The following is a 13,721-nucleotide window of genomic DNA, read 5'->3' as shown; positions in this document are numbered from 1 at the left end:
GCGGCGCGAACTGTTCGGCAAGGAGATGACCAGGGCCAACGGTCATGACGGAGAAAGTCTCACGTTCACTTGATCGGTTGCATCCGTCCATTGTGGTGTAACACCGGGCACATACCCCTTGCGCTCAGGCGGGCACGGGTGGTGACGGTTCGCGCAGGGCGGCCGGCAGCTTCCGCCGCAGCACGAGCAGCGCGGGGACGGCGGATGCGCAGGTCAGGGCCAGAATCGACCAGGTGAGCGCGTTGCTCGCGTTGAGCAGGCCGGCCAGCAGGCCCGGCGCGAGCGCGATGGGCAGGCCCCAGGAGAGCTGGAAGATCGAGCTGGCCCGCCCTTCGGCCCCCGGCGGAGCCGCCGCGGCGGCCGCGGCGGTGGCGGTCGGCCCGAAGAGGGCTTCGGCGATCGAGAAGCCGAGACTGGTGAGCAGGATCAGCGCGGTGGCCACCGGCAGCGGGACGGCTTCGAGCGGGATCAGCAGCGCGAAGCAGATCGCGAAGAGAACGGCGGACCCGATCAGCCCGGCGGTCCGGCTCCGCCCGGCGAGCAGGCCGACGATCGGCCGCTGCGCGCTGACGACGACCACGGTCCCGACGGTGATCGCGGTCCCGGCGATCCACTGTGGACCATGCAGGAGGTCCCGCACGACGATCGGCAGCACGGAGAACTTGCTCGCGCTGGCGAGGGTGAACGCCATGTGGGTGACGCAGAACCCGGTGAAGGCCCGATCGCCGAGAACGGCCCGCCAGCTGCCGCGGCGGGAGAACGGCGGGGTGGTGGCCGCGCCCGCCCTGCCACTGCTCCCGACGGCGGCCGTTTTCGAGCCACGAACCTCCGCTGCGGCCAGCGCCGCCTCCGCCTCCGCCGCCGCTGCGGCCGCCTCCGCAGGAGCTGTCTCCGCCGAGGTTGCGTTTGCCGAGGCTGCCTGCGCCGGGGCTGCCCTCGTTGGAGCTGCCTGCGCCCGGGCTGCCCCCGTTGGAGCCGCCTCCGCCGCCGCCGAGCCGATCCTGCCGTCACGTGGCAGGAGCCGGATCAGCGCCGCCGCCACTCCGAAGCTCGCCGCGTTCACATACGCGAGCAGGTGGAAGGCCCACGGGCTGGTGATCGTCGGCAGCACCGCCATCGCCGCCGCGCCGAGGCCTGCCCCGGCGAACCGGCCCACCGTCTGCGTTGCCAGCACGCGGTCCGTGTCGGCTCCGGCCGTGAGCCGGGCCACCATCGGCGCGTTGCACGTCCAGAACAGCCTGTCGCCGAAGCCGGCCACCGCCGAGACCGCGATCACCTGCCAGCTCGTGTGCGCCAGTGGGTAGGCCGCGAAGGCCGCCAGCCGCACCAGGTTGCCCGCGACGAGCAGCGCCCGCGGCCCGAAGCGGTCCATCGCCGCCCCCGTGGCCGGGCCGGTGACCAGGGCCAGCAGGGCGCCGGTGGTCAGGGACGCACCCGCGTCGACCAGGCCCATGCCCTGCCCGTGCACGAGGAACAGCAGCGCGAACGGGACCCACAGCCCGCTGCCCAGCGCGTCGATCAGCGTCGCGGCCAGAAAGATCCGAAGCATGCTTCCCCCAGCGGGCCGGCTTACGGGTCGAGCGGCAGGCTTAGCCCCACTTTCACGCGGTCCATCGCCACGCTCGTGGTGAAGTGCCGGACGTTCGGGTTGTCGAAGAACATCCGCCGGGTGAACGCCTCGAAGCCCGCCATGTCCGGGCACGTCACGATCAGCACGTAGTCCGCCGCCCCGGTGACGTAGTAGCACTGCTGCACGGCGTCTTCGGCCAGTACCTGACGGCGGAAGTCCTCGAAGACCGCGAGGTTCTCCCGCTCCATCTCGACCGTCACGACGAACGTCATGCCCAGGCCGAGCGCCTCCGGCGAAAGCACCGCCACCTCGCGCTCGATGACGCCCGCCTCGCGCAGCCGCTTGATCCGCCGCTGCACCGCCGCGGCCGAAAGGCCGACCTTCGCGCCGATCGTCTCGGCGATGGTGCGAGCGTCCGACTGGAGGCAGGCGAGGATGGCGATGTCGAGCTGGTCGAGGTCAGGTGTCCGCACTTCAGCAGGCTAACCGGCACCCCCGACAATCCGCCGGAGATCACTTCCGGGTGACGTCGCTCACTACTCCGTTCGGGGCGAAGATGAAACAACTTTTTGCGTGAGCTGGAACACAACTGACCGGTCTACCAGGGGGTAGCCCATACAAGTGGAAGACCAGCCGGTCGCCAGCCAACCCGCCGGCGTGGGGAGGCTCTCCCGTGCCCGCACCTGCCGCCGTGCTGACCGGTCTCGGTTCGTGGTTGCCGACGAAAGTCGTGGACAACCACGAAATCGCGGCCCGGCTCGACACCTCGGACGAGTGGATCCGGACCCGCACCGGGATCCGCGAGCGCCGCGTCGCGGGCCCGGACGAATCCACTGTGGACCTCGCGGTCGGGGCCGGCCGCGAAGCGCTCGCGGGCGGCACGGCCGACGCCGTCGTCCTCGCCACCTCCACGCCCGACCAGCCCTGCCCGGCCAGCGCGCCGCAGGTCGCCGCCCGCCTCGGGCTCGGCACGGCCGCGGCGTTCGACGTCAACGCCGTCTGCAGCGGCTTCGTCTACGCACTGGCCACGGCGGCCGGTTTCATCGCGGGCGGGCTGGCCGAGCGCGTGCTCGTCATCGGCGCGGACACCTTCACCACGCTCATCGACCCCGGCGACCGCACGACCGTGCCGATCTTCGGCGACGGCGCCGGCGCGGTGCTCCTGCGCGCGGGTGACGCCGACGAGCCGGGTGCGTTCGGCCCGTTCGACCTGCACAGCGAAGGCGAGCACGCCGAACTGCTCTGGGTCGAGGCCGGCGGCGCCCGGCGGCGGCTGTCCGACCAGCCGAGCGACCGCTTCCTCGCCATGCAGGGCACGGCCGTGTTCCGGCACGCCTGCGCGCGCATGGCGGAGTCGTCGCGGACCGTCCTGGGCCGGGCGGGCTGGATGGTCGGCGACGTCGACCGCTTCGTCGGGCACCAGGCGAACATCCGGATCCTCCAGGCGACGGCGAAGCAGCTCGGCATGCCCGCCGACGCCGTGGTCGCCAACATCGACCGGGTCGGCAACACCAGCGCCGCGTCCATCCCGCTCGCGCTGGCCGACGCCCGCGCCGACGGCACCCTCGTCCCCGGCCACCGCGTGCTGCTCAGCGCGTTCGGCGCCGGGCTGACCTGGGGTTCGACGGTGCTGCGCTGGCCGGACCTCGGTCAGCCGTCCTGAGTCGTCCAGGTCGGCGTCGCCTCCTGGCGGCCGCGCAGTTCCAGCTCGCCGTGCTTGTCCCAGTGCGCGGCTTCGCCCGGCAGCGCCGCGGAGACGACGGCGTCGCTGGCGAGCACCCGTGACGGCACGGTCTTGGCGAGCTCGGTGAGCCGCGCGGCCTCGTTGACCGCGTCGCCGATCACGGTGTACTCGAGCCGGCTGCTGGAACCGAGCTGCCCCGCGAACACCGGGCCGCTGGAGACGCCGATGCCGAGGTCGAGCTCGCCGGCCTCGCGCACCGCGTCCCGGATCGCCCGGGCCGCGGCCAGCGCGGCCGTCGGGCCGTCCGCGAGCCGCGTCGGCGCGCCGAAGATGCACAGCGCGGCGTCGCCCTGGAACTTGTTGACCAGGCCGCCGCGCGCGTTGACCGCGGAGACGACCGCGGCGAACAGCCGGTTCAGCTTCCCGACCAGCTCTTCCGGCGGGGTGCGGTAGGCCAGTGCGGTCGAGTCGACGACGTCGACGAACAGCGCCGTGACCTCGCGGACGTCGCCGGAGAGGGAGGCGCCGTACTCCAGGGCGTGCCGGGCGACGTCGGCGCCGACGTGCCTGCCGAACAGGTCCCGCATCCGCGCCTGCTCGCGCAGGCCGGCGGCGAGCTGGTTCACCGACGTCTGGAGCCGGCCGATCTCGCTGGCGTCGTCGACGTCCACGGCGACGTCGTTGTTGCCGCGCGCGATCTCGTCGAGCGCCACGCGCAGCCGGTGCAGTGGCGCCGCGACCGCCCTGGCCAGCAGCGCGGTGCCGATCGCGCCGACGCCGAGGCCGAGCACCGAAAGCATGATCAGGCTCGCGGTGTGGTCGCCGGAGCCCAGCTCCGGCGGGGTGGCGATGAGCAGCACGCCGACGAACGGCACACCGCTGGCCAGCGCCCAGGTGACGATCAGCCGGGTCAGCACGGTGACCGGCAGCGAGCCGCGCGGCGGCAGGACGTCGAGCGCGATCGTCATCACCGGCCGCGCCACCCACTCGGCCGCGAGGTAGGTGAGGCCGACGGTGGTGAGCCCGCCGAGCCCGATCACCGTGGCCATGCCGACGGCGTCGCCCGCCGAGCCGAGCACGCCGGCCAGCGCGGTGAGGACCACGGTGCCGATCAGCCAGAGCGTGCCGCTGACCACCGCCATATCGACCGGCAGCCGCAGCGCGCGCCGGGCCTCGCTGACCGACGGCGGGCGGCCGAGCACGAACCAGATCGCGGTGCGGCGCTGCACCCACGCCGTCCACAGCGTCCCGGCGAGCAGTGCCGCGGCGACGATGCCGGTCGCGGTCAGGCCGAGCACCCAGCCACGGTCGCCGACGTCGCCCGGCAGGCCCTGCAGCACGAGCAGCAGGGCGACCACGCCGGATCCGGCGACGCTGGAGCCGAGGCCCAGCGCGGCGAAGCCCAGGCTGGTGCGCAACACCACGCGGACGTTCTTCACGGCGATCTTGCGCACGGCGTTGATCGTACGGCCGAAAATGCGTGGCCACCGCCGGTGGCGGCTGGTTACCGTGCGTCCATGGACCCACTCGGCCAGGAGGAGATCCGGGCCTCGTTCGTGAACTGCACCCGCGGCGAAGCCAAGGGCGTGACGCTGCCCGCCCGGCCCGAAGAAATCCCGTGGGAGAAGCGGGACTTCCTCGGCTGGCGCGACCCCAAGGCGCCCGCGCGCGCCTACCTCGTGCTGCCCTACGGCGGCGAAGTCGTCGGGCTCGCCCTGCGTGCGGCACCGCCGCCGAAGTCACGCCTGCGCAGCAACACCTGCGGCTTCTGCACCACGACCCACGGGCTCGCCGACATCACGCTGTTCTCGGGCAAGCGTGCCGGGAAGGCCGGCCGCGACGGCAACACGCTGGGCATCTACGCCTGCGGAAACCTGGCCTGCAGCCAGTACGTCCGCGGCGAGCTGAAGTCCGACGTCCCCCAGCCGTTCGAGACGCTCACGCTCGAAGAGCGCATCACGCGGCTGGAGGAGAAGCTGCACAAGTTCGTGGCGCGGGTGCTGGAATCCGGTTAGAAGCGGTACCGCACGATGTGCGCGGTCCGGGCCAGCGGCGGGAAGACCTTCAGCAGCCGCAGCTGGAACCGGGTGACCGGGCCCATCTTGGCCAGCACGTCCGGGGTCGCCCAGTGCGCGGCGTCCAATGAGGACTCGAGGGTCAGGCCGCAGCGTTCGAGCTCGCGCGGGTCGTCGACGCCCCAGTACAGCGTCGCGCCCGCTTTGCGCACGGGCGCGTTGAGCTTCTGGATCCTGATGGCCGTCCGGTTGAACAGGTCGCAGATCAGCTCGCCGGACGGGAACTTCGCGGCCAGCCGGCGGAACAGCTCGGTGCCGGTCTCGGGCTTCAGGTACATCGTGAGGCCTTCGGCGACGATCAACGCCGGCCGGTCCGACGGCACCTGGTCCAGCCACGCGAAGTCGGTCACCGACGAGCCGATGTGCGTCTGGTTCGGCGCCTTGTCGTAGAGCTTCTCCCGCAGCTCGATCACCTCGGGGTAGTCGACGTCGTACCAGTGCACGCTCTCCGGCGGCGCGAGGCGCTGGAACCGGGTGTCCATGCCGCAGCCCAGGTGCAGCACGGTCGCGTCCGGGTGGGCGCGCAGGTACTCCGCGGTCCAGTCGTCGATCGGCTTCGCGCGCAGGACGACCGACACCGCGCGGTCCGGGGAGATGCCGATCTTGGTGAAGTCGTAGTCGATCCGGCGGACGGCGTCGTCGGCCGCCTTGTCGCCGAGGATCGGGTGGGCGCTGCGGTAGTCGAGCGCGCGGCCGTAGAGCGTGGCCAGGTTGGTGGCTTTCTCCTCCGTGAAGCGGACCTTCTCCATCACGACCCCCAGAAGTTTCACAACCTTGTGAAAAGTCTAGCGCGATTCCGGGTTCGCGGCGAAGTCGTGCGCGTAGGTCTTGGCCTCGACCAGGTGCCTGAGGGTCAGCTCGCGGGCCGCGGCCGGGTCGGAGCGGCGGATGGCGTCGAGGATGGCCCGGTGGTCGGCGACGGCCTTGCGGATCTGCCCCGGCAGCCGCAGCGCCGCCCGCCGCTCCTCGCCGACCAGGGCGAGCACGGACCGCAGCAGCCCGGCGACGTCGTCGTTGCCGGCGTTCTGGGCGATCACCCGGTGGAACTCGGCGTCGGCCGCGATGACGTGCAGCATGTCGCCGTCTTCGGCGGCCTGCGCCATCTCGGCGACGTTGTCCTCGAGCCGGCTGACGGTCCGGGCGGTGGCGTGCCGGGCGAGCCGCTCGGCCAGGGTGGGCTCGACGGTCGCGCGCAGGTCGAAGAGCTTCTCGACGAGCTGGTCGTGCTCGGTGAACCAGGTCCGCAGGGGCTGTTCCTGCTGCTCGCGGACGTAGGTGCCGGAGCCGGCCCGGATCTGGACGTACCCGATCGAGGCGAGGACGCGCAGGGCCTGCCGCAACGACCCCCGGCTGATCCCGAGCTCTTCGCAGAGGACGCGTTCGGCGGGCAGCCTGCTGCCGGGCGGCAGGTCGCCGGAGTCGATCCGCGCCCGCAGCCGGTCGACGGTCGCGCTCCAGACCTGCTCGGTGTCCACGGGCTCATCCTCTCAGCTCGCGGAACGGCCGGCGGCCACCCGGCGCCGTGGCCGGTTCGGCACGCAGGCCGGCGTGCTTCTTACGCGGCGGCCGCCCGAAGCGCTGCATCGCCGTGAGTGTCTGACCTGACACATCTGCCGCGCGGGAGCGGCCCACGATGCTTAGGCTCCGCACGTGATTGCTTCATGACGTGGTGGCACGCGCTGATCATCGTGGTCGCCGGGATCTGGGCGGGGACCATCAACGCCGTCGTCGGCTCCGGGACGCTCGTCACCTTTCCCGTGCTCGTCGCCCTCGGCTACCCGCCGGTCACCGCCACGACCTCGAACGCCATCGGCCTGGCCCCCGGCACCATCAGCGGGGCCTGGGGCTACCGGCACGAGCTCAAGGGCTACTGGCCGCAGACCGCGAAGTTCGCCGTCGCGTCCTTCCTCGGCGCCATCGGTGGCACCATCCTGCTGCTGTCGCTGCCGAAGGACGCCTTCGAAGCCGTCGTCCCGGTGCTCGTCGGGCTGGCCGTGGTGCTGGTCATCATCCAGCCGAAGGTGTCGAAGTGGGTCGCCGCGCGGCGCGAACAGAACGGGACCGAGCACAAACCCGGGCCGCTGCTGATGTTCTTCATCTTCCTCATCGGCATCTACGGCGGGTACTTCACCGCCGCGCAGGGCGTGATGCTGATGGCCGTGATGGGGATGCTGCTGTCCGAGCCGCTGCAGAAGCTCAACGGTGTCAAGAACGTGCTCGCCGCCGTCGTCAACCTGGTCGCCGGGGTCATCTACGCGTTCGTCGCGCCGGTCAGCTGGGCCGTCGTGCTGTGGCTGGCCGTCGGCTCGACCGCCGGCGGCTTCCTCGGCGCGAAGATCGGCCGGAAGCTGCCGCCGGCGGTGCTGCGCGGCGTGATCGTGGTGATCGGCGTCGCCGCCGTCGTCCAGCTGGCGGTCAAGCAGTTCGCGAAGTGAATTCGCGGGCCGCGGCCAGGAAGAGGTCGTTCTCCTCGCGGGTCCCGATGGTCACGCGGACGCCGTCGCCGGCGAAGGGGCGCACCACCAGCTTGCGGTCCAGCGCGTGCTCGGCGAACGGGACGGCCTGGTCACCGAGCGGCAGCCAGACGAAGTTCGCCTGCGTTTCCGGTACCCGGTAACCCGCCGCCAGCAGCGCTTCCCGCACCCGGCCGCGCTCGGCGACGATCTCCTGGCAGCGGGCCATGAGCTCGTCGGCCGCGTCGAGGGAGGCCAGCGCGGCCACCTGGGCCAGCATGTTCACCGAGAACGCCACGTACACCTGGCGAAGCGCGTCCGCGATCGGCTCGGGCGCCACCGCGTAACCGACGCGAAGGCCCGCGAGGCCGTACGCCTTGGAGAACGTGCGCAGCACCATGACGTTCGACCGGCTGCGCGTGTACTCGACGCCGTCGGGCACCTCGGGGTCGGTGACGAACTCCTTGTACGCCTCGTCCAGCACGACCAGCACGTGCTCCGGGACGGCGTCGAGGAACCGCTCCAGCTCGGCGCGGCGCACCGCCGTGCCGGTCGGGTTGTTCGGGTTGCAGACGAAGACCACGCGCGTCCGGTCGGTGATCGCCGCGAGCATCGCGTCGAGGTCGAGCTCCTGGCCCTCGGTGATCGGGACCTTCACCGAGACCGCGTTCGCGACCTGCGTGACGATCGGGTATGCCTCGAACGAGCGCCAGCCGAAGATGACCTCATCGCCCGGCGCGCACACCGCCTGGATCGTCTGCTGGCACAGCGACACCGAGCCGCAGCCGATCGCGACGCGCTCCACCGGCACGTCCAGCTCGCGCGCCAGCCGCTCGCGCAGCGCCTGCGAACCGGTGTCCGGGTAGCGGTTGATCCCCGCCGCGGCCTCGGCGATCGCCTGCGCGACGCTCGGCAGCGCACCGCCGGGCACCTCGTTGCTCGCCAGCTTGATCGCGCCTTCGATCGTCCGGCCGGGGACGTATTTCGGCAACGATTCGAGATCGGCACGCGGGGACACGGACGGCATCTTCGGCGCTCCTGGAATTCGACGGGACGACCCGCTCACCGTAGCTTTTCCGCCCGCCGCCCCGCGACTGCCTTCAGACGGTAACCACGGCAGTGACCTGCGACACTGAGTTCCTTCCGTTCACCTCGAAGTGATTGGGTGACGCAATGACGTCGACCAGCACCGTGGACTACCAGCGCACCGACGGCCGCACCCTGCGCCTGACCTTCTCGGAACCCGAGGGTGCGCTACGCGGCGGCTTGGTGGTGCTGCACGAAGCGGACGGCGTCACCGACGGCGTGAAGATGCTGCTCGCGGGCCTGGCCACCGAGGGCTGGCTGACCGTCACCCCGCACCTGGAGAACGCCGAGCTCACGCAGCAGGACCTGCTCGACGCGACCGACCTGACCCTCGCCTGGCTGGTCGAGCGGGGCGTCCAGGCCGACCTGCTCGGCGTGATGGGCTTCGACCTCGGCGGCACCGCGGCGCTGGTCGTCGCGTCGCACCGCAAGCTCGGTGCCGCGGTCAGCGTCGGCGGCCAGCAGGCCGCCGAACTGCCCGCGCTGGTCGAGATCGCCGGGCGGCTCACCAGCCCGTGGCTCGGCATGTACGGCGACGCCGGCGACGAGGCGGGTGGCGCCGAAGTCGAGCGCCTGCGTGACGCCGCCGCGTCGGCGAAGGTCGCCACGAACGTCGTCCACTACCCGGGCGCGAACCACCGCTTCGACGCCGATCCGGGCGCGGCCGCGGAAGCCTGGCAGCGCACGCTGAACTGGTTCGACGCCCACTTGCGGTAGATGTGGGCCGCACACATTCGTAGGCCGGGTTCCATGTCGGCTTCGACCACGGTGACTTCCCGTTCCGAACGATTAGGCTCGGGGCGTGACGCACACCGCCGACGCCCCCGAAGTGCTCTGGCGCCCTGCGCCGGGCCACGTTGCCGACACCAAGATCGAAGCCTTCCGCCGGTGGCTGCGCGCCGAGCGCGGCGTCGAGGTGGACGACTACCGCGCGCTGCACGAGTTCTCGGTCGAGCGCGGCCCGGACTTCTGGGCGGCGGTCGCGGACTTCCTCGGCGTCCGCTGGCACGACCAGCCCGGCGAGGTGCTCTCCGGCGAGATGCCGGACGCCGTCTGGTTCGAAGGCGGCACCCTGAACTACGCCGAGCACGCGCTCACCCCGGGCGTCGCCGGCGCGGCGAAGGGCGACGACGAGACGGCGGTGATCTTCCACCGCGAAGACGGCTTCGCGAGCCACCTGACGTACGGCGAGCTGCGCGCGCAGGTCGCCGCCGCCCGGGCCGCGTTCCTCGAACTCGGCGTCGGCAAGGGCGACCGGGTCGTCGCGCTGGCGCCGAACTGCCCGCAGACGCTGGTCGCCTTCCTCGCCGCGGCGAGCATCGGGGCGATCTGGTCGTCGTGCTCGCCGGACTTCGGGGTCCGCGCGGTCGCGGACCGGTTCGTCCAGATCGAGCCGAAGGTGCTCTTCGCGGTCAACGCCTACGCCTACAACGGCCGCCGGTTCGACATCCGGACGACGATCGCCGACCTGCAGGCACAGCTGCCGTCGCTGGCCGCGACCGTGCTCGTCGAGTACGTCGGCGAAGGCCGCATGGACGGCGCTCTCGACTGGGCCGAGCTGCTCGCGAAGCACGAGGGCGCGCCGCTGCTGTTCGAGCCGGTCGAGTTCGCGCACCCGCTGTGGGTGCTCTACTCGTCGGGCACCACCGGCCTGCCGAAGGGCATCGTGCACGGCCACGGCGGCATCACGCTGGAGCACCTCAAGGCGCTCGCGCTGCAGACCGACCTCGGGCCCGGCGACCGGTTCTTCTGGTTCAGCACCACCGGCTGGATGATGTGGAACTTCCTCATCTCGGGCCTGCTGGTGGGCACCACGATCGTGCTCTACGACGGCAGCCCAGGCTTCCCGGACCTGAACGCGCTCTGGCACCTGGCCGAGCAGCACCGCGTCACCTACTTCGGCACGTCGGCGCCGTTCATCCAGAGCTGCCTCAAGGCCGGCATCAAGCCCGCCGAGCGCTACGACCTGACCGGGCTGCGCGCGCTGGGCTCCACCGGTGCGCCGCTGAGCGTCGAAGGTTTCCGGTGGATCGTGACCGAGGTCGGGAGGAACGTCCAGATCTGCTCGGTCTCGGGCGGCACCGACCTGTGCGCGGCGTTCGTCGCGTCGGCGCCCGACGTGCCGGTGTGGCTCGGCGAGCTGTCCTGCCCGGCGCTCGGGGCCGCGGTCAACGCGTTCGACGAGGCGGGCAAGGCCGTCGTCGAGGAGGTCGGCGAGCTGGTCATCACCAAGCCGATGCCGTCGATGCCGGTGTTCTTCTGGAACGACCCCGACGGCTCGCGGCTGCGCGAGGCCTACTTCGAGATGTACCCGGGGTTGTGGCGCCACGGGGACTGGATCCGCATCACGAACCGCGGCTCGGCGGTGATCTACGGCCGCAGCGACTCGACGCTCAACCGCGGCGGCGTCCGGATGGGCACGGCGGAGTTCTACCGGGTCGTCGAGGGCTACGACGAAATCGCGGATTCCCTGGTCGTGGACACCTCGGCGGCCGGCAACGAGGACGGGCAGCTCATCTGTTTCGTGGTGCTGGCCGGCGGCGTCGCGCTCGAAGACGTCGAACCGCGGCTGCGCAAGGAGCTCCGTAGCGCACTGTCACCGCGCCATGTACCCGATCGGTTCGTCGTGGTTTCCGAGATTCCTCGTACCTTGAACGGTAAGAAGTGTGAGGTACCGGTGAAGAAGATTCTCGCCGGGGTGGCTCCCGACCGGGCCGTCAGCCGGGACGCGCTGGCCAACCCGGCGGCCTTGGCGCCGTTCGTGGAGCTCGCCGGGGGGTAGACGGGGGGAAGCATGATCAGCCACGGCGGGTTGTACGGGTGGTGACGGGGACACGCGCGCAGATCACCTGGAAGGTGGCGGGAACCACCACCGTCGGGGTGATCACCTGGGTGACCCGGCTGGCCGGGCTGCTGACCCTGGGCTCGATCCTGATCCCGGCCGGCCGGCGCAGCCTGCGCGGGCACCTGGCCGAGTGGCTGGAGCTGCCGCAGGAGGCCACGGTCGCCGCGGCGACCGTGGCGCTGGTCATGGGCGTGCTGCTGGTGCTGCTGGCCGCGGGGCTGCGGCGGCGCAAGCGCCGGGCCTGGCAGCTGGCGGTCGGCGCGACGGTGCTGCTCACGATGTCGCACCTCGGGCTCAAGCACGTCTTCGCGGCCGGCCTGGTGTCGGTGCTGCTGCTGGTGGGCCTGATCGCCAACCGGCGCTACTTCGTGGCGAAGCCGGACCCGGTGGTCGGGCGCTGGCGGGCGGTGCGGGTGTTCGTCCAGCTGGCGCTGGCCGGGTTCGTGATCAACGTCATCCTGCTGTCGGTGGCCCCGCGCACGGCTCTGGAGCCGATGAGCTTCGGCGACCGGCTCGCGGAGTCCGCGCTCGCGCTGGTCGCCGCCAGCGGCCCCGCGGTGTTCCACCAGATGTGGCTGGAGGACCTCACCGCCGCCGTCGGCCTGCTGTTCGGCCTCGCCGCGGTGCTGGTGTCGGCGTACTTCCTGCTGCGCTCGGCCGAGCCGGCGCCGCGGCTGACCGACGAGGAGGTCGCGCGGCTGCGCCGGCTGCTGGACGAGCACGGCGAGCGCGACTCCCTCGGCTACTTCGCGCTGCGGCGGGACAAGTTCGCGGTGTTCTCCAAGACGGGCAAGGCCGCCGTCACCTACCGCGTGATCGCCGGGGTGGCCCTCTGCTCGGCCGACCCGCTGGGCGACCACGAGGCCTGGCCGGGCGCGATCGAGGAGTACCTGGAAGTCTGCCGCCGCGGCGGCTGGGTCCCGGCGGCGATGGGCGTCTCGGAGCTCGGCGCGACGGTCTGGGCCCGCTTCGGCCTGGAGGTCCTCGAGATCGGCGACGAAGCGGTCGTCGACGCGGCCGGGTTCACCTTGGACGGCCGCACCATGCGCGGCGTCCGCCAGGCGGTGGCCCGCACCAAGCGCGCGGGCTACAAGGTGCTGGTGCGCCGGGCCGAGGACCTGCGCCCCGGCGAGCTGGCCGAGCTGGAGGTCCTGGCGGCCAACTGGCGCGGCACGGACACCGAGCGCGGCTTCTCGATGGCACTGGGCCGCATGGGCGACCCGCGGTCGGTGCTGGTGACGGCCGAGCAGGGCGGCCGCGTCCGCGGCGTGCTCCAGTTCGTGCCGTGGGGCAAGACGGGCCTCTCCCTGGACGTCATGCGCCGCGACCGCACGGCGGACAACGGCGTCAACGAGCTGATGATCTCGGAGCTCCTCCTGGCTGCCCGCCGCCACGGCGTCTCCCAGGTCTCGCTGAACTTCGCGGCGTTCCGCGCGTTGATGGAGCAGGGCCGTCGCATCGGCGCGGGACCGGTCGCCCGCATGTCGGCGAAGGTCCTGCACTTCTTCTCGCGCTGGATCCAGATCGAGACGCTCTACCGCTTCAACGCGAAGTTCCAGCCGCGCTGGGTACCCAGGTACCTGGTGTACCCGGGGGTCCGCGAACTCCCGCGCGTGGGCATCGCGACGTTCGAGGCGGAGGGCCTCGGCGGCCGCTCCCCACGCCTGCTCAGACTGCTGCGGCGGGCGTAAGGGGGGTCCCGTTCGAGGGGTGATCGGGGGTGTGTAACCTATCTGAGCAGTGGTCGTTGGGCCCAGGAGGCTTCGCCTAGTCTGGTCTATGGCGCCGCACTGCTAATGCGGTTGGGGGTAACCCCCCCTCCCGGGTTCAAATCCCGGAGCCTCCGCTGGTACCCGGTTCGCCGGGTGCTAGGTTACAACTGAACACGCGCCCGTAGCTCAGCTGGATAGAGCATCTGACTACGGATCAGAAGGTCAGGGGTTCGAATCCCTTCGGGCGCACGTCTGGTTGAGACAGCAGTACAAGGAACCCCCTGGTTTACGCCAGG

At 71.6% G+C, this 13,721-nt stretch carries 12 protein-coding genes and 2 tRNA genes; 8 read left to right on the top strand and 6 right to left on the bottom strand.

Going from position 1 to position 13,721, the window contains the following annotated elements:
• Positions 1–124: 124 nt before the first annotated feature.
• Both ACWEGE_RS25895 and ACWEGE_RS25890 read right to left on the bottom strand, forming a co-directional pair.
• Positions 125–1,549 carry an MFS transporter gene (locus ACWEGE_RS25895; protein ID WP_449663030.1) on the bottom strand — a complete coding sequence of 475 codons (1,425 nt, stop codon included), beginning with the start codon at positions 1,547–1,549 and terminating at the stop codon, positions 125–127.
• A gap of 20 nt (positions 1,550–1,569) precedes the next feature.
• On the bottom strand, positions 1,570–2,043 hold the full coding sequence (locus ACWEGE_RS25890; protein ID WP_449663029.1) for an Lrp/AsnC family transcriptional regulator: 474 nt from the start codon (positions 2,041–2,043) through the stop codon (positions 1,570–1,572).
• 200 nt (positions 2,044–2,243) lie between these two features.
• Here ACWEGE_RS25890 and ACWEGE_RS25885 point away from each other — a divergent pair, with 200 nt between their 5' ends.
• Positions 2,244–3,233: a beta-ketoacyl-ACP synthase III gene (locus ACWEGE_RS25885; protein ID WP_449663028.1), complete on the top strand. Its 990-nt coding sequence runs from the start codon at positions 2,244–2,246 to the stop codon at positions 3,231–3,233.
• On the opposite strand, the gene ACWEGE_RS25880 is transcribed toward ACWEGE_RS25885, so the two are convergent.
• Complete coding sequence (locus ACWEGE_RS25880) at positions 3,221–4,708, bottom strand: adenylate/guanylate cyclase domain-containing protein (protein ID WP_449663027.1); 1,488 nt, start codon at positions 4,706–4,708, stop codon at positions 3,221–3,223. The genes ACWEGE_RS25885 and ACWEGE_RS25880 overlap by 13 nt on opposite strands.
• Positions 4,709–4,771: 63 nt before the next feature.
• Between ACWEGE_RS25880 and ACWEGE_RS25875 the strand changes: the two genes are divergently transcribed.
• Entirely contained in the window at positions 4,772–5,269 is a 498-nt protein-coding gene (locus ACWEGE_RS25875; protein WP_449663026.1) for an FBP domain-containing protein, read from the top strand.
• Here the strand turns inward: ACWEGE_RS25875 and ACWEGE_RS25870 are convergent.
• Positions 5,266–6,099 carry a class I SAM-dependent methyltransferase gene (locus ACWEGE_RS25870; protein WP_449663025.1) on the bottom strand — a complete coding sequence of 278 codons (834 nt, stop codon included), beginning with the start codon at positions 6,097–6,099 and terminating at the stop codon, positions 5,266–5,268. The genes ACWEGE_RS25875 and ACWEGE_RS25870 overlap by 4 nt on opposite strands.
• Before the next feature lie 15 nt (positions 6,100–6,114).
• Positions 6,115–6,804, bottom strand: a complete 690-nt coding sequence (locus tag ACWEGE_RS25865) for a FadR/GntR family transcriptional regulator (RefSeq protein WP_449663024.1) — start codon at positions 6,802–6,804, stop codon at positions 6,115–6,117.
• A 186-nt stretch (positions 6,805–6,990) separates the two neighbouring features.
• Between ACWEGE_RS25865 and ACWEGE_RS25860 the strand changes: the two genes are divergently transcribed.
• Positions 6,991–7,764 (top strand): sulfite exporter TauE/SafE family protein, encoded by a 774-nt coding sequence (locus tag ACWEGE_RS25860; RefSeq protein WP_449663023.1) that lies wholly within the window; start codon positions 6,991–6,993, stop codon positions 7,762–7,764.
• Here the strand turns inward: ACWEGE_RS25860 and hisC are convergent.
• Positions 7,745–8,809, bottom strand: coding sequence for a histidinol-phosphate transaminase (hisC, locus tag ACWEGE_RS25855; protein ID WP_449663022.1), 1,065 nt, complete (start codon positions 8,807–8,809; stop codon positions 7,745–7,747). The two genes, ACWEGE_RS25860 and hisC, sit on opposite strands and share 20 nt — an antisense overlap.
• 146 nt (positions 8,810–8,955) lie before the next feature.
• On the opposite strand from hisC, the gene ACWEGE_RS25850 reads away from it, so the two are divergent.
• From ACWEGE_RS25850 to ACWEGE_RS25830, 5 genes are all read left to right on the top strand, one after another.
• Positions 8,956–9,585: a dienelactone hydrolase family protein gene (locus ACWEGE_RS25850; RefSeq protein ID WP_449663021.1), complete on the top strand. Its 630-nt coding sequence runs from the start codon at positions 8,956–8,958 to the stop codon at positions 9,583–9,585.
• Between the two features lie 85 nt (positions 9,586–9,670).
• On the top strand, positions 9,671–11,650 hold the full coding sequence (locus ACWEGE_RS25845) for an acetoacetate--CoA ligase (RefSeq protein WP_449663020.1): 1,980 nt from the start codon (positions 9,671–9,673) through the stop codon (positions 11,648–11,650).
• Between the two features lie 38 nt (positions 11,651–11,688).
• Positions 11,689–13,404: a phosphatidylglycerol lysyltransferase domain-containing protein gene (locus ACWEGE_RS25840; RefSeq protein WP_449663019.1), complete on the top strand. Its 1,716-nt coding sequence runs from the start codon at positions 11,689–11,691 to the stop codon at positions 13,402–13,404.
• Between the two features lie 65 nt (positions 13,405–13,469).
• Positions 13,470–13,559, top strand: a tRNA-Ser gene (locus tag ACWEGE_RS25835).
• Positions 13,560–13,600: 41 nt separating this feature from the next.
• Positions 13,601–13,674, top strand: a tRNA-Arg gene (locus ACWEGE_RS25830).
• The last annotated feature ends 47 nt before the right edge of the window (positions 13,675–13,721 follow it).

This window comes from Amycolatopsis sp. NPDC004747 (assembly GCF_053601335.1).
The sequence above is the reverse complement of the archived record's forward strand: the minus strand, read 5'-3'. Positions and strand labels throughout refer to the sequence as shown.

What these genes read in the sequence shown, in the direction of transcription:
- ACWEGE_RS25895 (WP_449663030.1), bottom strand. Translation starts at nt 1,549, where the DNA reads ATGCTTCGGATCTTTCTGGCCGCGACGCTGATCGACGCGCTGGGCAGC.
- ACWEGE_RS25860 (WP_449663023.1), top strand. Translation starts at nt 6,991, where the DNA reads ATGACGTGGTGGCACGCGCTGATCATCGTGGTCGCCGGGATCTGGGCG.
- hisC (WP_449663022.1), bottom strand. Translation starts at nt 8,809, where the DNA reads ATGCCGTCCGTGTCCCCGCGTGCCGATCTCGAATCGTTGCCGAAATAC.
- ACWEGE_RS25875 (WP_449663026.1), top strand. Translation starts at nt 4,772, where the DNA reads ATGGACCCACTCGGCCAGGAGGAGATCCGGGCCTCGTTCGTGAACTGC.
- ACWEGE_RS25850 (WP_449663021.1), top strand. Translation starts at nt 8,956, where the DNA reads ATGACGTCGACCAGCACCGTGGACTACCAGCGCACCGACGGCCGCACC.